Raw genomic sequence first — 19,291 nt, forward strand, 5'->3', positions numbered from 1 at the left:
ATGAATCATATACCCGAAATGCCTACTCGCCGGATGATTATGACACTTCTCAAAACAAGAGGTCCAATGGGCGTTAGCCCACTGGCCTCCGAGCTGGGCATCACGGAGATGGGGGTGCGCCGTCATCTCAAGTCCTTGGAGCAGGACGGATTGATTGAGGTGAGTGTTGTGCGGCAGGCCATGGGCCGACCGCTATATATGTTCGGACTCACACCGCTGGGAGACGAGCAGTTCCCTCGTAATTATGATCATCTGATGTTGGAGCTTCTGGAGGAGCTTGCAGATGAGCAGGGCTCATCTGCAGTGCATGCGTTGTTTGAAGGGCGCAAAAGGAAGCTGCTTAAGCGCTATGCCCCACAGCTCAGCGGGGAATCGCTTCGCTCGCGTGTCCGCGAGCTAGCGGATATTCAGCATGCTGCCGGCTATATGACCAGCTGGGAGCAGGAGGAAGATGGGAGCTACTCCTTCTACGAATATAATTGTCCAATCTCACAGGTGGCCAAGCAATATCGGAGAGCCTGTGAATGTGAGAAGGATATGTTCGAGGAGCTACTTGATGCAGAAGTAGTCCGTACCGATTGTCTGGCGGATGGTGGGCGTTGTTGCTTGTATCGAATTCGTCCGCGGACCGAGGATAGCAGAAAATAAGCTTGGCCTCTGTGTCATGACAAGCCTCCTCCGCTTATAATACAGTACACCAGTTGGGCATTCGCCCGGAACATACAGGGAGTCGGACTAGACGCTACGCAGTAGCCATAATTAGTCTGCTCCCACCCGCGAAGGAGTGGTTGGAATGAACGGAAAGCAACAAGGAATATTGTGGGGAATTCTGGTCGGAGCTGCTGCAGGATCAGCTGCCGCTCTGCTGCTTGCCCCGAAATCCGGCAAAGAGCTGCGCCAGGACTTGTCTGAGACATCCCGTACGGTCACTGAGGCCGGACAGGTGTGGGCAGAGAAGATCGGTGCTTCCGGCTCAGAGATTCTGGATATTGTGAAGGACACGGCTGCATTTGCCGTCCAGGAAGTTCAGGAATGGCGCAGCGGTCAGCCGACGGAGGAAGAAAAGGTTGTATTGTCCTCGCTCGTGGAAGTGTTTGAGGAGCTGCAGCAGCGTGCGAACGAGGAGCGCTTGCAATCCATTGAGGAAGAGCAGGATACGTTTGAAGAACAGAAGGACACGACAATCTAAGAAGACTACTGGACCGACTGTCCTATCCCGCGAAGAGATACGCGCCGGGGTAAGGCGGGCGGTCTTTGTCTGTTGAGACTATTAATCCGGGTAAGGTCTATAGACCGTGGCCTATGAAGTAGCGGAGCCAGGACAAGTATTGCTGGACAGATACATTTCGGGTAATATTTGTGGGTACCTTTTACTGCTCCAATACATAAGGTATGTAGCAACGACCTTTTGTCAGTCTGGTCGATATTTGAGAAGAAGGAAGCGGTGTGTAAGTGCAGCAAGCAATCGCAATATTGGACTCCGGTGTGGGAGGTCTGACCGTCGTGAAGGAAGTGATGCGTCAGCTACCGCGGGAGAAAATCATTTATTTTGGAGACACCGCGCGCACGCCCTATGGCCCTCGTCCGTCTGCAGAGGTGCGGAAATTCACAGGCCAAATTGTCGATTTCCTGACCCAGTTCAATCCCAAAGTCATTATTATCGCCTGTAATACAGCAACTGCTGCTGCTCTGGATGAAATCAGTGAACGAGTGGATATCCCTGTAATTGGAGTCATTCATCCCGGAGCCAGAGCCGCCATTAGTGCAACGAAGACAGGGCATGTCGGTGTCATTGGTACAGTAGGGACGGTCGGCAGCGGGGCTTACACCGCGGCGCTGAAGCAGCTGTCACCCTACGTGGATGTAGTTAGTCATGCATGTCCACATCTGGTGCCACTGGTAGAGCAAGGTGAATTCCGTTCACAGCATACGACGGCTGTAGTAGAAGAATCGTTACAAGGAATGAAGCAGCATCCCATTGATTGTCTCATTCTGGGATGTACACATTATCCTTTCCTCACCGAGACCATTCAGGAGGTCATGGGGCCGCGCGTGAAGCTTATTAGCTCTGCGGACGAGACTGCTCGGGAGACCAGTACAATCCTCTATGACAAAGGAAAGCTGGCAACTAGTGGAGAGCTGCCAGTCCATCAGTTTTTTTGCTCAGGCGACCCACAATTATTTCAGAGTATAGCCAAGCAGTGGCTTGGTGATCACTTGCGTAAGACACCTGTCGTGTGGCAGGTGACTCACCTGGATTAGGCAGGTGACCTTCTGAGCATAAAGGTGTTCGATTAGTGTTACAATCAGACTTACACTAGAATGAAACGATTCAATGGGGCATTATCATAGGGAGTTCCTTTATGGGACTCTTATGGTAATGCTTTTTCTTTTACCAGTAAGTGCCGGGAAAATGAATTTTATTTCGAGAAGAGTGTTAAGCAGATTCGTAATTGGTTTACAAGAAAATGAGAAAGCTAAGAATGTACCAGCTCTTTTTATTTTATAAGTATCTGTCTATGGTCAATCGTTATTGATTGTACGTCGGTTGTCAGTGAAATTGAAACTTTCTACGGTTTCGTACCGTAGCTTGTTAATAAAGGTCGAAGACTCTGCCAAATTGGTGGAAATCTAAAAAGATACATACATGAGCATTGCAGCTTCCAAAGAACTCATGATGACCTGCTCAAAAGTCAGCCCTAGAGAGGAGTAATCATCCGTGGAGCATTACCGTATTAGCGGAACTGAAAGTGTACAGGAACTGCAGAGCACAGCCAAGGGGCTTAGTTCTACAGAAGCCGAAAAGCGTCTGGAAAGGGATGGCTACAATGAATTAGAGGGGAAGAACAAGGTTCCGATCTGGAGACTTTTCCTCGAGAACTTCAAGGACCCCATGGTGGTTGTACTGCTTATAGCGGCCATTGTCCAAATTGTGTTAGGACATGTTATGGAATCGCTCATTATTTTCCTCGTACTGATCCTGAATGCTGTAATTAGCGTCATTCAGACTCGTAAGGCGGAAAGCTCACTCGCTGCCTTGCAACAGATGTCTGCTCCGGAAGCCAAGGTGCTGCGTGACGGCGTATTACAAACTGTGCCAGCAAGAGAGCTGGTTCGCGGGGATATTGTCATATTAGAGGCTGGTGATTTCGTACCCGCCGATGGCCGTGTGCTGGAGTCGGAAAGCCTAAAGGTCAACGAGGGCATGCTTACTGGGGAATCGGAAGCTGTTGATAAACACACGGACCCCCTTGGCTCTGAAGCCCCTCTCGGAGACCGGCGCAATATGGCTTTTAGCGGTTCCTTGGTCGTTTATGGACGCGGAACTATTGTCGTTACCGGAACAGGGTTAACTACTGAAATCGGTAAAATTGCCGAACTTCTTGAAAATGCGGAAGCTAAGCAGACACCGCTACAGCGTAAGCTGGATGCGTTCAGCAAGCAATTAGGAATAGCGGTGCTGGCGCTATCCATTTTAATTTTTGGTATCCAGGCTGGACGTATTTGGCTATCAGCGGATACGGTAGATACTACCGAAGCAATCCTGAGTGCTGTTATGTTTGCTGTAGCTGTAGCTGTTGCCGCGATTCCAGAAGCGTTGTCCTCCATCGTCACCATCGTCCTGTCTGTAGGTACGAATAAAATGGCGAAGCAGAATGCGATTATCCGCAAGCTTCCAGCAGTTGAATCGCTGGGCTCTGCCAGTATTATTTGTACAGACAAGACAGGTACGCTCACTCAGAATAAAATGACGGTTGTTGACTATTTCTTGCCGCAAGTAGATGATGACCCATTCAAGCAGCATTCCAAAGACTGGCCTGTTGAGGCAAGACGGCTTCTGCACATTGCTGTACTTTGCAACGACTCCAGTATCAATGAGGACGGTAAAGAATTGGGTGATCCGACGGAAGTAGCCCTGATTGCCTTTAGCAATAGTAAGAATAGAGACTATAAGGAAATACGAGATAATTTCCCTCGTGAGGCGGAGCTTCCATTTGATTCGGATCGCAAGATGATGTCTACCCTGCACACGTTTGACGGACAAAAAGCAATGCTTACCAAGGGCGGTCCAGATGTGCTCTTTGATCGCTGTACACACGTGCTGTTAGGGGATCAGGAAGTCCCCTTAACTTCGGAGCTGCAAGAGCGTTTTATCCAGGCGAATGAGGAATTCTCAGCTAGAGCTCTGCGTGTATTAGCGTATGCATACAAAACTGTGCCGAATTCTGTAACGGGGATTGATCTGGAGGATGAACAAAATTTGGTGTTGGTAGGCTTGTCGGCCATGATTGATCCTCCACGTGATGCTGTGTATGGTGCAATAGAGGAATCTAAAAAGGCTGGCATACGGACGATCATGATCACTGGTGACCACAAGACCACTGCACAGGCGATCGGTCGCAATATCGGACTGATGACCGAGCATGAAATTGCCATAACAGGCCAGGAACTTGATGCGATGTCAGACCAGGAGCTTGACCAGCAGCTGGAGCAGATCGGTGTATACGCGCGAGTCTCTCCAGAGAATAAAATCCGGATTGTCCGTGCATGGCAACGGAAGGGTAAGATAACGGCTATGACTGGTGATGGTGTAAATGATGCGCCTGCCCTCAAGCAGGCGGATATCGGGGTTGCTATGGGAAGTGGAACGGCTGTGGCGAAGGACGCAGCTGCGATGATTTTGACCGATGATAATTTTGTATCCATCGTCAATGCGGTATCGGTAGGTAGAACCGTATTTGACAATATCAAGAAAGCTATTGCTTACTTGTTCTCAGGCAACCTTGGAGCCATTATTGCCATTCTCTTTGCTCTGGTGCTCGGTTGGGTGAATCCTTTTACAGCCATTCAGCTCCTGTTCATCAACCTGGCTAATGATTCGTTACCTGCCATTGCACTAGGCATGGAGAAGCCTGAACCGGATGTGATGAAGAGACAACCTAGAGACCTCAAAGAAGGCATATTTGCTGGGGGTATGATGCAGTCGATCGTTATCCGTGGCCTGCTAATCGGGATAGCCGTCATCGTATCGCTATATATCGGGCTTCAGCATTCCTCAGATCTGGGTGTAGCCATGGCTTTCACTACATTGATCTTGTCCCGAACACTTCAGACTTTTGCTGCTCGTTCTAACAGCTTGACAGTGTTTGAAGTCGGATTATTCAGCAACAAATATGTCATTGGAGCGGTACTCGTCTGCTTCGTCTTTTACGGTGTTACAGTTCTACCAGGAGTTAGAGATATATTCTCGATTCCAGCTACATTCGGCATGACAGAATGGTTGACTGCCGCTGGTCTAGCACTCGGCGCGGTAATCTTGATGGAATTGGCTAAAATAGTCCGTAGAATGGTTACTCGACAAGACTCAGATACTCTTATGACCAAATCGACTTAAATGCAGCGCGATGAGCCAATGCTTGAAATGAAATCTTGTGCACATGCTAAACACACTTTGAGATATACTGAAGTCAAATTCAGTCTTTTCTAACCATCGAAAAGCTACCGGGGCAGCGATCAGCTACTACGGTAGCTTTTTTTTGTTCGGCTTGTAATCCTCCGGTGTGTGCAATCGACTGTGTACAAAAGGGAATAACTGACACAGCTTTTAGTACACTTATAATATCCCTGGAACGCGATGCTGGTCTATTCGGGTAACTAACTAATCTATCTTTGAGCTTGCGTAAAAATGCTATTGCGCAGGCAGTAATGGGGAGGCGATATGGTGTCTTTAACCGGGTATGGTCTTCAGGAAATGACACAGGATATCCAGCGCTGGGAGACGCTCTATGCCAAGCTTGGAATCGACACGGGCAGCATTGGAACGAGCGTGCTGGACCAGCCGATTCCTTACCTTCAGATTGGGCAGGGACCACGCAAGTTACTCGTACAGGCAGCGATGCATGCGAATGAGTGGATTACGGCTCCTTGCCTGATGGACTTTATGTATCGCTATGCGCAGGCGCTTCATGAAGGAAGGACCTTCGAAGGGCAATCTGTGGAAGAATGGCTGACGAAGACGTGTATTTGTGCGGTTCCTATGGTAAATCCGGATGGAGTGGAGCTGGTACTGGAGAGATTGGCCCCTAATCAGCCATTTTATAGCGAAGTGGTAATGCTGAACAATGGTCTGACGGACTTTAGCGGCTGGAAAGCCAATATTCGGGGTGTGGATCTGAACGATCAATTTCCAGCTCATTGGGAGGAGGAGGCTATGAGGCGCGATGTAGAGGGGCCAGGGCCGCGCGATTATGGTGGGCCTGCACCGTTATCTGAGCCAGAAGCTCGTGCTCTGGTGGATTGGACTGCAGGTCTAAATCCTGATATGACAATTGCACTGCATACACAAGGCAAGGAAATTTATTGGAATTACAGGGATATGGAGCCGTCATATAGCGAATCTTGGGCAAGGAGTCTGGGGGAAGCCATCGGTTATCCGCCGATCAAGCTAAGCGGGAGCGACGCTGGCTACAAGGATTGGTTCATCGCGGCTTATGGGCGGCCTGGCTTCACGATCGAGCTTGGCAAAGGGGTCAACCCACTTCCGCTAGAGGATCTGACAGGATTAAAGCAAGATACTCACCACATACTAAGTGAAGCCATGAATTTGCTCATTTGCTCTTGAGAATGCAGGCGGGGCAGACTCTCGATCAGCAGGAGCGGCGAGTTGCAACTGATGTAATGACATAAATGAGCCAATCGCCGCGGCAAAATTAGAATTGGTACGACGATGAAATGATACGATGCAACCACAGAGGCGGCTATTCGTATAATACTGCATGCGTTGCTTTCACGCATGAACATGTCGTTATGCTGCCTTTTTTGACTTAATTTCATAGAAAATGGGTGAATGTATGAAGGTAAAAAAAGTACCGCCTCTTCGTCGCTGGAGTCATCTCATGCATCGTCTGCCCAAGCTTCTCCGCTCTTCGAGAGTTCCATGGAGAGAAAAGCTGCTGTTTCTTATCCCGATAGCCCTGTACTGGGTATTGCCTGATGTGCTGATTCCGATTCCTTTCATGCCACTGGATGATATTGCAATTAGTGTGCTGTTATTGACCTGGTTTGTGAAGCGTGTGGAGCGAAAATATCCTGATTTATTGGTCTAGGAAGCAGCGCTGTGTATTGCGTAATGGCACTATATTCTTTACAATAGGACTATTGACTATACGCCAATGAATTTTGTTTATATAGGAGATGAGAGCCATGAATTGCAAGATTACACGCAATGCTGCGAAGGTGCTCCAACGCGAGCTGGACAAACCGGAGAACAGCGGTCAGAAGCTGCGAGTTATCATTACTCATGCACACGGGGACCACGCCCATTACGGTCTGGATTTGGACACGCCGGGTGAGAACGATACTGTAGTAACTACGGATAAAGGGATCGATGTGATTCTGGAGACTGGACAGGACCTGCTGGACGGTGTCAAGATTGACTATTTGTATTTTCCTGAAGAGGGCTTCGTAATTACGAATGCTTCGAAGGGCAACCACGGCGATCATTAATCGCTAATGGAAGGGAACAATTATGGCTAACGATATACGCGTATGTGATAAGTGCCAATTTGTCCGGATGAAATCTATCCTGCCCAAGCTGCAAAAAATGGCGCCAGATGCCGAGATTAAGGTTGGATGCAAATCCTATTGCGGACCATGCGGCAAGCGGGCTTTCGTCTATGTGAATGGTCGATATGTCAGCGCGCCGACAGAGGATGAGGTGCTGGCCAAAGCTGCCGCGTTCATCAAGCAGCCTTCAATCAATTCTTAAGCCTTGTGCGCTGAAATGGCATGAGACTCTGCATAAGAAGGGCTTCACTGACTCATATTAATGAATGGCATTCATTAAGCTGATGAAGGAGGCTGTTCATGGCACAGTACGATTCCGGACTGCAGTCCCACAGTGTGGAGGCTCAGACGCAAAACTCTGTTGACAGGCTGCATAATGCGGTATCCCAAGCGATGTCGCACCCGATGGAGCAATTGATCGAGCAGGCCGAGCGCTCCAAGGACCATGCTGAGCATGCAATCCAGCAGGCGAAGGAAAGTCTTGGGGAGGAAGCTGTTGAGGTGGCTGCAGACATGCTGGCTATTGAAGAGAAGCGTCTGGATGCGGTTAAGCAGGTGCACCGTCGTCAGTAGCTTCAGACATTTTATTTATAAAGAAACCGTTACTTCGCATTTGGAGATTGTATCCCATCTGCGATGCAACGGTTTTTTTATTTTAGGACGGCAAGCGTCCATATCTGTATGTGAATGATTAGTTTGCTGTATCGGCTTCTGTTGGCTTCGTCGACTTCGGGTTGACTAAGTTCTCTTTATTCTCCCATAGCTGCAACAGGTTGTAAGTAATCACTTCATCTGATATCTGAAGCCGCTTTTTAGCTTCCTGAAATCCGGGTCCACATGCCTGTACATCAGTTGGTGTCCGCGTCGCAAGATCATAACAGGTTCCATTCTCGAAAGCCTGATCAGCCGATGGGATGTAATATACTTTACCTTCTGTGAAGGCGCCAGAGCGGAGCACGACCATCCGTTCAGCATCTCCGAACAAATTATTCCCCATGAAATGATAAGGCACTGGGGAGATGCCTAACAAATGCAGAATAGAAGGCGTCAGATCAAGCTGTCCAGCTGGCTGGGAGTCTACTCCCTGCAATGAACCTCCAGGAACGTGCACAAGGAGGGGAACCTGATTCATAATTTGCTGCATATCCAGTGCATTCAGTGAACGGCCTGTGAACTGTTCATACAGCTTCTGCTCTGTAATGGAGTTGTCATGATCACCATAGAACATCAGAATGGTATGATCCCACAAGCCGTCCTGCTTCATTTGCTCAACGAGCTCGCCTAGGGCAGCATCGACATAATGCACGGATTGCAGATAATCTCCAAGCATCGTGCCCTGAAGTTCACCGACATCTAATACGTTCTCTTTCGCAGTCAGAGTATAAGGGTGGTGACTGGACAAAGTAATCATAAACGCATAGAATGGGCTCTTTACGTCTGTCGTCAATGCTTCAAGAGACTGTCTGAACATGGACTTGTCACCGAGTGACCAACCGAGCGGCTCGTCAATGACAAAATCCTTTTTACTGTAGAAACGATCATAATGCATCGCTTTATACATGGAATAACGATTCCAGAAGCTGCTGTCATAAGCATGAAACACATTAGGACTATAGCCTTCATTTTTCAAAATTGAGGGCAGCATGTCGAATGTATTCGCTGGATATCGGATAAACACTGATCCGGTAGGCAACGGATGCAGAGAGCTATGTGCACTGAAATCAGCATCAGAGGTGCGACCCTGACCCGTCTGGTGATAGAAATTACTGAAATACATACTTTCTTCCATCAGCTTGTTGAAGTTGGGTGTGATCTCCTCGCCGCCAACCTGTTGACCGATGAAGAAATTCATAAATGCTTCGCCCTGAATGACCATCACGTTGCTGCCTTTGAATTTTCCACGCAGTTCATTGTCCGTATTGAGAAGCTGCTGATGCTGATCGAACCAGGCTTTGGCCTCCTCGGTCCGTTCGTTCCCCAGCACCGGCTTCGGCCCGATATGCTCCTTCCCGAAACGGTAAAGATCATAACCATGGAATCCTACTAGCCCTGTAACATTGTACAAAGCCAGCGACCACCAGTTGCCGACAAAGATGCCTTTGGCCCAGGTAGATGTGTAGATGTTAATGGGCACGAAGGTCAGAGTCCATCCAAGGGCAAAGGCAACTACTCCGCTGACCAGGCGTTGGACCCATACCCAACGGGAACGAGGGCTCCTCGGAGTCGAGAGGTACATGCTGTACGCGTCCCTGCGTCTGCGAACGAGCTTCACCATCATCCAGAGCAGGAAGATAATCCAGTCCATAAAGAAGAAAATATCCTTCCAGTACAGCAGCGAAGCAATGCTGTCTCCCAAGGAATCGACCTGTCCCGCCTGCAATAGTACCGGAATCGTAATGAAGTCTCCAAAATAGCGGTAATACACCATATCCGAATAGATGATTGCTGTCATAATTACATGAAGTAACAGCAAAGCGGCTTGTCTCGCACGACCTGGTAGCCACAAGGTCCAGAAGGAGGCGAGCAGCAGGGAACCGATTGCGATCAGATAATCGACCGGATTCATATCAATATTTTGGGCATCGAGTTGATGATGTAACAGTGTCAGCTTATATAGCATGAGTCCGATGAATAGCCATAACCCGGAACCAGCCCGAAGCCACGCATATTTATTCTCGCCCAGGTTGCTTGCTGCGCGAGTCTTGCGTCTTAACAATGGATTTCCCCCTTTATAGCCTTACATATCTCTATACCATCACGAAATTCTATCATGCAAGCTCTAAGTATCGGCTGTACTGGCGCTTGGCTCATAGAGCGTGTCTATACTCACATCTGATTGGTCAAGGCACGAAGTAACATCAATGCACTGTACTCTCTATATAGCTCTGCATAGCTTACAGAGTGCAGTCTATCGCCTGCCATATGCAGCTTCATGTAAATGGAATATTAACGTAATGTTAATGCGGGTAAGGCCTTTATTTATTATAGCCTCCAGTTGTAGCTTTTCAACCGTTTACTGCATATTCATTATGTGATGAAAAAGGAACGTTTCTTCGTCGTAACCAACTCAAAGAACCTCCATAGCAATGGAGGTTCTGGAATCCATATGATGTTAGTTACAGGACTGGCCCGACTAAAGGATAAAAGGGCAAGCTGCAACAGCTGTGGGGATGATAGCTCTCTCTTACCTTAGTACTCAAGCGCCTCGATTGAGCTTAAATTGCGATTGGATTGCTCTAAAAGCTCTGTAAACGTCTCTGACACATAATATATAAAATCCGGATCATGCTCGTACATAATAATCTGGCCATACGTTCCCTGTGCACTCGGATCAAAGTCGAGCATCAGACACACGGAGCCTCCGCCAAGCATACCAAACGTAATCCATGACTTTTGAAATAAGTAAGGCTTGATTCGTGAATCCAGGTTGCTAATTTCCTCAGCGGTGTAGTATTGGTCTAATGTACTCTCTACAACCATCGCTTGCTCCTTCAGAATCCTTTCCAGGGACAATAAGTAAAAGGGGGCTGCTTCTCTGCCCTTCTCGTGATCTGGATATACAATATGAAAGCCATACCCGCTACCATTCTTGCGTTTATAAAAGGTGCGGAAATCGTTCGGCAAACGAACACCAAGCTCTTGCTCAAAGGCATCCAACTGCTCGTCTGTTACTCCCCCAAGCTGGCGGTACGAGTCGAACAGTTCTTTATTCTCCTCATCCTGCACTTTGTCCCGCAGCAAATTATCCAGTTCATCCATTAATGTATATACTCGTTGTTCTGGCATCTGTTCTGTGCTCATCTGCTCGTATCCTCCCACATTGTTAGTCATAACTAATTGTTGTAGGTCTCAATTTATAGGTCTCACATGGTAGGTGTCACACCGTGCAGGCCTCACAGAAATTATACGTAAGCTCATATTTCGATGCAAATAGGCGAGCCGACCTAATCGTATGCGGTTAGGTCGGCCCGAAGGAAGCTTATGAGCTGAAATTTTTGAAGACAACGCTTGTGGTGTCGTCTGTGTATTTTATTGCCCTGCTACTCTTGTGGAGACTTGCGGCGTGGGGGTAGCGGTCCGAGATACTGATAATATTGGCACTCGATGCGACCATTGAACAGCTTGCGACGCTTGTCTGCCTTGCGTCCCCAGTAGTGCTCGAATTGCTTGGTCGGGCTGATGGTGAAGAATGACCATGTCGGTACGGCAGCAGCCGTAAGTCCAAGGCCACGGATCAGCTTCTCGACCTCAGGAGCGTCACTCAGACGCTCACCATAAGGTGGGTTGGTAATCATACAGCCGTATTCTCCTTCAAGACGGATCTTGGAGGCAGGGAGAATATCCAGTCTGATCTCTCCAGCCAATCCAGCACTCTTCACAGCAGCCTCGGCTACCTTGATCGCTGCTGGATCATTGTCACTACCTGCAATGTGGAATTCTACATCGTCGCGCACAAGGTCCATGGCCTCCTCGCGAGCCTGCTCCCAGCGTTCGCTGCCAATGACAGGCCAGCGCTCGGAGTTGAAGGTGCGACGCATGCCCGGAGCAAGATTCCACGCCTGCATGGCAGCTTCAATCAGGAGTGTGCCTGAGCCGCAGCATGGATCATAGAACGGTCTGTCTGGTGTCCAGCGGCTGAGCTGAATGAGCGCCGAAGCGAGCGTCTCCTTAAGTGGAGCCTCCGTGACCAGCTTGCGGTAGCCGCGCTTATGCAGACCAGGACCCGTCGTATCCAGCGTCAAGAGGGCCTGATCCTTGAGCATAATGATTTCGATAACGTAGCGAGGGCCATCTTCTGGGAACCACTCTGTATGGTAAGTTTCCTTGAGCTTCTCGACGATCGCTTTCTTCACAATACCCTGACAGGCAGGTACACTGCTAAGCTGTGATTTGTGTGAGCGGCCTTCTACCGGGAATTCCCCATCCTGAGGAATCCAGTCCTGCCAAGGCAAGGCTTTGGTTCCTTCAAAGAGCTCATCGAAGGTGGTAGCCGGGAACTCTCCCATTTTGACCAAAATTCGGTCCGAGGTACGGAGCCACAGGTTGCAGCGACAAATATCAATGAAATCTCCACTAAAGATAACTCGTCCATTCTCGACAATCTGATCATGGTAGCCCAATTCCTTGAGCTCTCTGGCTACAATAGCCTCCAAGCCCATGGGCGCTGTAGCGATTAATTGCAGTTGGGACATTGCTTGTATTCACTCCATCTCGATCCTGCGGAGTCTGGCACCTTTGACCAGAGTTTAGGGCCGCTGCAAGCGGGGAGCCCTGTCGACCATTGTTAAGCTTGCTGCTGTTCTCGTACGAAATGGAAAAACTGATGAACAGCAAGCTTAAAGATGGACACTTCGTTTCTCTAGGACTTCCTCGTTTTCCGCTAACCACTACGCTCTCCGAATTATTCTACCTGAAATCAGATTCGGTCAAGGTATTCGGTCCGCCAAGGATCGCGTAATATTCGATCTTTACAGTATAGGCGATTGTGCTGACCGACACAATTATCTTATGATAAAGTATGGAACTGGCCTAGTCCGAGCTGAGCTTGTGGGGCTATGGCTGTATTGTAGCTAAGGAGAGATGATTATGAACTGGTCCCCGGACGAATATGTAGACCAATTATATAAGGAAGACGAGGCACTGCTGCGGATTAAGGAGGTCATCAAGGAGAAAGGAATGCCTGAGGTGTCAGTGGCTTATGCCTATGGTCGGTTACTGACCTTCCTGGTACAGCTGGCTCAGTCCAAGCAGGTACTGGAGATCGGAGCGTTAGGTGGCTATAGCGGATTATGCATGGCAAGAGGCCTTGGCGAGGAGGGGCGAATTACGTCATTGGAGCTGAAGCAGGAATATGCTGATCTGGCAGCCAAGCACATGGCGGAGAATGGCTATGGAGGGCAGGTAGAGTACCGGATTGGCCCAGCAGCGGAATCCTTGGAGCAGTTGCAGGCTGAGGGCAGAAGATTTGATTTCTTTTTCATTGATGCGGACAAAGAGAATTATCCTGTGTATTTGGAATATGCGATTTCCCTTGCTAACCCTGGAGCTATCATTGCGGGGGACAATTGTTTTTTGCGCGGCAGGACACTTAATCCGGACAAAAATGGACCCTCCGTACAGGCAGTGCGCCACTTCAATGAGATGATCGCAAGTGATGAGCGGCTGACAGGATTGTTACTGCCTGCTTATGACGGGCTGGCTCTTGCCCGGGTCAAGTAAAAAAGTCTGTTCTGTAGGATAGGCGGAGGTAGGCTCATGTCTTCTCAAAACCAAAAGAACAAGAATAAGAAAGTAAAAGCATAAAACGCCAACAAGCAGCGATTCTGTTAGTGGAGAATCGCTGCTCTACATTTGTGTTCATTTCCTACCTTCTTTGCCCCACACTCAAGTGTAATGGAAAGAATTGATTCACGGTATATTATGGTTCCCCCGCTTGAACAGTGGAGAGGACAGAATGGTTGTGGAGAAGCGCAGCGATTGGAACAACGATCTGTTCGCGGAACGTTCACCCAAGCTCCCAACGTATATTCTGCATAAATAAACAAGAGCTGACCCAAGTAGCCATTTCATGGCATTTCAATAACTGCTTATCTAAATTCATGCTCCGTGTGCTTGTAGAGCTTCAGGCGCACCCAGACCATATTCACGAGCAGCATGCAGCCTGACATAATGAACAAGCCCTCAATACCAATGAAGCCCGACAACACCCCGCCAATAACAGCGCCCAGCATGTTCCCCAGCGCTAGAGCACTGGTATTGAAGCCGAAGGCTCGGCTCTCCATTCCTTCTGGCGTGTAAGAGCGAATTAACGCATTCACACTGGGCAGAAGCCCGCCCATAAATACCCCCATCATGAATCGGACTGCTGCGAGCTGGGTGACTGATTGTACGAAGGCTTGGGGAATGAGCATCATAGCCGTACCCGCCAGTGCTACCAGCAGCACGCGATGCGCCCCGACCCTGTCGCTTACCCGACCGAGAATCGGTGAAGAGAGCATATTGGATAAGCCAGTTACTGCAGTGACGAACCCGGCCACGAGCGCAATACCCTCAGCGGTTCCGTACAAATTCTGTACATATAGCGGAAGGAGCGTCACCGTACTGATCATGGCGAACTGTAGCAGGAAGGTGACAGTGAACAGAGCCGGGAGCTGTGGTGTATGGCTCAATTCCTTCAGGCCTTCCAGGACAGAGGTCTGTGGCATCTTGGCTGCCTCGGAGCGGCTGAAATTCTCTTTTACCAGAAATAACGCCAACAAGCTCGCTGCGAAAATCAGTCCACCTGTAATATAGAAGATGGGTCTGAACCCGACCAGATCCGCCATGAATCCACCGAGCAACGGCCCCAGAATCGTCCCTGCCATCTGTCCCGACTGCATGATCCCCATGGAAAAGCCCATCCGTTCTTTGGGAGTCGTGCTGGAGATCAGAGAGATTGAGGCTGGGTTGAATCCGGAAATTGTACCGTTCAGGAGCCTCAGTGCAAGGAGCTGCCAGGGATGCGTGACAAGTCCCATACACCCGATAACGATGGCCATGCCAAAGCCTGAGCGCAGCAGCATGATTTTCCGTCCATAGCGGTCAGCCAGCTTGCCCCACAAGGGCTGGAAAATGAACGAGGTTAGAAAGTTGGCGGCAAAAATAAAGCCGGCCCATAGGCCGATCGCATGCTCATCTACAACATTCAAATCCCTCGCAAGATATAAAGATAAAAACGGGGTAATCATAGTCATACCCGCATTAACCAAAAATTGACCAAACCAGAGCACAATCAGGTTGATCTTCCATCTAGGCAAGACGAACACATCCTTTCACCAAAAGAAACCCTGATTCCTATATATCCAACAGCAGCAGATAGAAACGGATCGGGTGTCTTATAAAAGGTGATAACCAAAAAAAGCCGTCCCACTAGTATAACACACTTCATGCAAACTTTATCCAACTGTCACGGGTTTGTCATCGTTAACTGTTGTATCGAGGTTGTTCCGGCTTGCTAAAAAGGGCATAATAATATAAGAGTTTTGCGCAAAGGATTGCGAAAGCTGCAATTCGACGGTCGGGTATTTACTTGAATTGGGGGCTTACATTAATGACATACAACGATACATTCATTCGCGCGTGCTATAGGGAGCAGGTGGATCATATTCCTGTCTGGTACATGAGGCAGGCCGGGAGATACGACCCGGAATACCGTAAGATTAAAGAGAAATATTCCTTGCTTGAAATATGCAAACAGCCTGAATTAGCCGCAGAAGTCACTCTAATGCCAGTACGCAAGCTAGGAGTGGACGCTGCTATTTTGTATTCGGATATTATGAATCCGGTTGCTTCGCTCGGTATTGATTTTGATATCGTAAAAAATATAGGACCAGTCATCGAGAATCCGATCCGTTGCGCAGCAGATATCGACCGCTTGCGTCCCATTGACGTGGATGCGGACCTGAGTCACATTATGGAGACCATCCGAATTCTGGATCGTGAGCTGAAGGTACCACTGATCACTTTTGCCGGAGCGCCATTCACGATTGCAAGCTATCTGATCGAAGGTAGACCGTCCAAGGGGTATATTCGTACAAAGGAAATGATGTACGGAGAGCCAGACATGTGGTTCCGCCTTATGGATAAGCTGGGCGATATGGTTATTACGTATCTACGTGCGCACATAGCTAATGGTGGTAAGGCTTTCCAGCTATTCGACAGCTGGGTTGGTGCGCTCGCGCCCAAGGATTTCGAATATTACGTATTGCCAACAATTCGGCGGATTTTTGACGAATTAGCGGACTTGCATGTGCCCAAGATCTATTTTCCAGGCGTAAGCTCGGGAGAGCTGTTACCGTTGCTCTCAGGACTTAAGGCTGATGTTATTGGCCTTGACTGGCGCGTATCCATTACCGAAGGAAGACATCGACTTGGGGACAAATTTAGTGTACAAGGCAATTTGGACCCGTTCGTGCTCACAGCTCCGATGAAGGTAATTCAGGAGCGGGCTAAGGTGATTATAGACGAAGGGATGCAGAGTCCTGGCTACATCTTCAATCTGGGACATGGGTTATTTCCTGAAGCGTCACTCGATAAGCTACGTGAGCTGACAACTTACATTCATGAATATTCAGCAGCGGCTATTAGCAAAGGTGTAGGAGTAACGCGTTAATTTATATACGCACAATTAAATGAACCGGAGGTACCACACTGATGAAAACGAAGATAGGTGTACTTGTTATGTCATATGGCACGCCGGAGAGTCTGGAGCAAGTCGAGGCCTATTACACACATATCCGTCGTGGGCGTGCTCCATCAGCAGAGCAGCTGCAGGAGCTAACAGATCGTTACAAGGCAATCGTGGGCGGAGTATTCCCGTTGCGTGAGAATACAGATCGTCAGGTCAAAAATTTACAGGAAGCACTGGGACGCAACAATCCAGATCCGAACGTTGAGTTCGTATGCTATCAAGGCTTGAAGCATGCTGCACCGTTTATTGAGGATGGTGTTGAGGCGATGGCCCGCGATGGTATTCAGCGGGGGATCGGCGTGGTCCTGGCACCTCACTATTCCGTAATGAGCGTTGGCAGTTATATTAAGAGGGCAGAAGAGAAGGCACAGGAGCTGGGTATCCAGATGGATTTTGTGGAGAGCTACCATCTGCATCCATTGCTGATCAAGGCACTGACGAACCGTGTGACAGCCAAGCTGGATTTGTTCGAGGAAGCAGGAGCAGACCGAGCTTCTGTGCGGGTGTTGTTCAGTGCCCATAGTCTTCCTGAGCGAATTCTGGAGATGGGTGATCCTTATGTGGATCAACTGATGGAGACCTCCAAGGCTATAGCGGAGCAGGCTGGAGTGGGGTCCTGGCAGTTCACATGGCAGAGTGCAGGCAGGACGGCAGAGCCATGGCTCGGACCAGACATTCTGGATACTTTGCATGTGCTGCATGAGGAACAGGTGGAGTACGTATTGTCGGCCCCGATCGGCTTCGTATCCGACCATCTGGAGGTATTGTATGATCTGGACATCGAAGCTCAGGCCGTGGCACGCGAGCTGGATATGAGATTACAACGGACTGACTCGCTCAATAGTGATCCCCTGTATATGGAGACGTTAAGTGATGTCGTTATAAGCCGATGGAAAAAGGGATGAAGAGGACATGGGATTAACACCGCGCAGAATCGTCATTATCGGAGGCGGACTCACCGGCCTTAGCGCTGCCTTTTATAGTCGCAAGCTCTTTAAGGAAGCAGGCTACGAGCCGCAGATTACCGTGCTGGAGAAGGCCCCTGTCCTTGGCGGAAAGATTGAGACTTTACACAAGGATGGCTTTGTCATTGAGAAGGGACCTGATTCATTTCTGGCCCGTAAGACGGCCATGATAGATTTGGCGAAGGAGCTAGAGCTGGATCATGAGCTGGTTACGACCAACCCGGAGGCCAAGAAGACGTATATCGTGCAGAATGGGCGACTTCATCCTATGCCACCTGGCTTGGTGCTTGGGATTCCGACGGAGCTGAAGCCGTTTCTCCAGAGCGGTCTTGTATCGGGAGCGGGCAAGCTTAGGGCGCTGATGGATTTCGTCATTCCGCCGCGGCGAAGCACAGAGGACGAGCCGCTGGGCGAGCTGATCGAGCGACGGCTGGGCAGAGAGGTGCTGGAGAACATTACGGAGCCGCTGCTTGCTGGCATATATGCGGCTGAGATGCATCAGCTTAGTCTGCATGCCACTTTTCCCCAGTTCGGTGATGTCGAACGCGAGTATGGGAGCCTGATTCGCGGTATGATGACCGGAAGAAAGCCGCAGGAGACGCACACAGGCACACGGAAGAGCATGTTCATGACCTTTAGACAAGGTTTACAAAGCCTGGTACATGCCTTGATTCATGAGCTGCAATCATGCGAATTGCTCACCGGTACGGGCGCTGTTGCCATACACAAGACCGCTGCGGGCGCAAGCATAGCTTCACGATACACCGTACAACTGGATAATGGGACATTGCTGGAGGCAGATGAAATATTCGTAACGGTTCCTACATTCGCAGCGGCTCCCCTCCTGAGCCCCCACGTAGATACCAAGGAGCTTGCAGCGATGAACTACGCTTCAGTGGCCAATGTGATTATGGCCTTCGAGCGAGCAGACATCGAGAATGTGTTCGACGGCTCTGGCTTCCTCGTGCCGCGCAAAGAGGGCAGAGACATCACGGCTTGTACCTGGACCTCAGCCAAATGGCTGCACACCAGTCCAGAGGACAAGGTACTGCTGCGCTGCTATGTTGGCCGAGCAGGTGCCGAGCAGAGCGTTGGTCTGCCAGATCAGGAGCTGATTGAACGGGTGCGTAAGGACATACGCGATCTCATGGGTGTAACCGCTGAGCCGCTATTCACCGAGATTACCCGGCTCCCCAACTCCATGCCTCAGTATCCGGTAGGTCACACAGCTAATGTGGCAACCCTACGCAAGGAGCTTGGTGACGTGCTGCCAGGAGTATACGTCGCCGGAGCGGGTTATGATGCAATTGGATTGCCGGACTGTATTCGTCAAGCTAAGGAATATGCTGGCATAGCAGTGGAGCGGGCAGGCTTGTCCTCCGTTGCTGCAAGGTAATGCCAAAGACTGCTAGTGGATGATCACTGCTACCACAGTCTCGAAGTTCAAGGCCCAAAGACCTATTGTAGTTGAACCCTCCGCGACAGCGGGGGGTTCTCTTTGTAAACAGCGCTGTTATATAATAAAATGAGT

17 protein-coding genes are annotated in these 19,291 nt (G+C 49.4%); 13 read left to right on the top strand and 4 right to left on the bottom strand.

Translation table 11 applies throughout. The features are described 5' to 3' along the window. The 9 genes from MKX74_RS07810 (at position 1) to MKX74_RS07850 (ending at position 8,139) form a co-directional block, all read left to right on the top strand. Positions 1–648, top strand: coding sequence for a helix-turn-helix domain-containing protein (locus MKX74_RS07810; RefSeq protein ID WP_133568206.1), 648 nt, complete (start codon positions 1–3; stop codon positions 646–648). Between the two features lie 145 nt (positions 649–793). Then, entirely contained in the window at positions 794–1,189 is a 396-nt protein-coding gene (locus MKX74_RS07815; protein ID WP_341177994.1) for a YtxH domain-containing protein, read from the top strand. A gap of 263 nt (positions 1,190–1,452) precedes the next feature. Beyond that, positions 1,453–2,262, top strand: a complete 810-nt coding sequence (gene racE, locus MKX74_RS07820; RefSeq protein WP_341177995.1) for a glutamate racemase — start codon at positions 1,453–1,455, stop codon at positions 2,260–2,262. 457 nt (positions 2,263–2,719) lie between these two features. Then, entirely contained in the window at positions 2,720–5,395 is a 2,676-nt protein-coding gene (locus MKX74_RS07825; protein ID WP_341177996.1) for a cation-translocating P-type ATPase, read from the top strand. Between the two features lie 324 nt (positions 5,396–5,719). Beyond that, entirely contained in the window at positions 5,720–6,622 is a 903-nt protein-coding gene (locus MKX74_RS07830) for a M14 family metallopeptidase (protein ID WP_341177997.1), read from the top strand. A 229-nt stretch (positions 6,623–6,851) separates the two neighbouring features. Continuing rightward, complete coding sequence (locus MKX74_RS07835; RefSeq protein WP_025679328.1) at positions 6,852–7,106, top strand: hypothetical protein; 255 nt, start codon at positions 6,852–6,854, stop codon at positions 7,104–7,106. Between the two features lie 97 nt (positions 7,107–7,203). Further along, positions 7,204–7,506, top strand: coding sequence for a heme biosynthesis protein HemY (locus tag MKX74_RS07840; protein ID WP_018885953.1), 303 nt, complete (start codon positions 7,204–7,206; stop codon positions 7,504–7,506). Positions 7,507–7,528: 22 nt separating this feature from the next. Continuing rightward, positions 7,529–7,768: a DUF1450 domain-containing protein gene (locus MKX74_RS07845; protein WP_025679326.1), complete on the top strand. Its 240-nt coding sequence runs from the start codon at positions 7,529–7,531 to the stop codon at positions 7,766–7,768. 98 nt (positions 7,769–7,866) lie between these two features. After that, complete coding sequence (locus tag MKX74_RS07850; RefSeq protein ID WP_028592128.1) at positions 7,867–8,139, top strand: hypothetical protein; 273 nt, start codon at positions 7,867–7,869, stop codon at positions 8,137–8,139. A 118-nt stretch (positions 8,140–8,257) separates the two neighbouring features. On the opposite strand, the gene MKX74_RS07855 is transcribed toward MKX74_RS07850, so the two are convergent. The 3 genes from MKX74_RS07855 to MKX74_RS07865 all read right to left on the bottom strand — a co-directional run bounded on the left by MKX74_RS07855 (position 8,258) and on the right by MKX74_RS07865 (position 12,758). Further along, positions 8,258–10,282: an LTA synthase family protein gene (locus MKX74_RS07855; RefSeq protein WP_445667255.1), complete on the bottom strand. Its 2,025-nt coding sequence runs from the start codon at positions 10,280–10,282 to the stop codon at positions 8,258–8,260. Positions 10,283–10,755: 473 nt separating this feature from the next. Next, positions 10,756–11,367, bottom strand: a complete 612-nt coding sequence (locus MKX74_RS07860; protein ID WP_341177998.1) for an SMI1/KNR4 family protein — start codon at positions 11,365–11,367, stop codon at positions 10,756–10,758. A gap of 239 nt (positions 11,368–11,606) precedes the next feature. Next, positions 11,607–12,758, bottom strand: a complete 1,152-nt coding sequence (locus tag MKX74_RS07865) for a THUMP domain-containing class I SAM-dependent RNA methyltransferase (protein WP_018885948.1) — start codon at positions 12,756–12,758, stop codon at positions 11,607–11,609. 394 nt (positions 12,759–13,152) lie between these two features. Between MKX74_RS07865 and MKX74_RS07870 the strand changes: the two genes are divergently transcribed. Further along, entirely contained in the window at positions 13,153–13,785 is a 633-nt protein-coding gene (locus MKX74_RS07870) for an O-methyltransferase (protein ID WP_341177999.1), read from the top strand. A 368-nt stretch (positions 13,786–14,153) separates the two neighbouring features. Here the strand turns inward: MKX74_RS07870 and MKX74_RS07875 are convergent, their stop codons facing one another. Next, on the bottom strand, positions 14,154–15,362 hold the full coding sequence (locus MKX74_RS07875) for an MFS transporter (RefSeq protein WP_018885946.1): 1,209 nt from the start codon (positions 15,360–15,362) through the stop codon (positions 14,154–14,156). Between the two features lie 293 nt (positions 15,363–15,655). Here MKX74_RS07875 and hemE point away from each other — a divergent pair, with 293 nt between their 5' ends. From hemE to hemG, 3 genes are read left to right on the top strand one after another with little or no spacing between them, the layout of a single operon-like run. Next, the gene (gene hemE, locus MKX74_RS07880) at positions 15,656–16,717 is read left to right on the top strand and encodes a uroporphyrinogen decarboxylase (protein ID WP_341178000.1); all 1,062 of its coding nucleotides are present in this window, start codon (positions 15,656–15,658) and stop codon (positions 16,715–16,717) included. A gap of 41 nt (positions 16,718–16,758) precedes the next feature. Next, complete coding sequence (hemH, locus tag MKX74_RS07885; protein WP_025681458.1) at positions 16,759–17,700, top strand: ferrochelatase; 942 nt, start codon at positions 16,759–16,761, stop codon at positions 17,698–17,700. Positions 17,701–17,707: 7 nt separating this feature from the next. Next, a complete protein-coding gene (hemG, locus tag MKX74_RS07890) occupies positions 17,708–19,156 on the top strand; it encodes a protoporphyrinogen oxidase (protein ID WP_341178001.1) in 1,449 nt (482 codons plus the stop codon). The last annotated feature ends 135 nt before the right edge of the window (positions 19,157–19,291 follow it).

Origin of the sequence: Paenibacillus sp. FSL K6-1230 (genome assembly GCF_038002385.1) — a bacterium.
GTDB classification, from domain to species: domain Bacteria; phylum Bacillota; class Bacilli; order Paenibacillales; family Paenibacillaceae; genus Paenibacillus; species Paenibacillus massiliensis.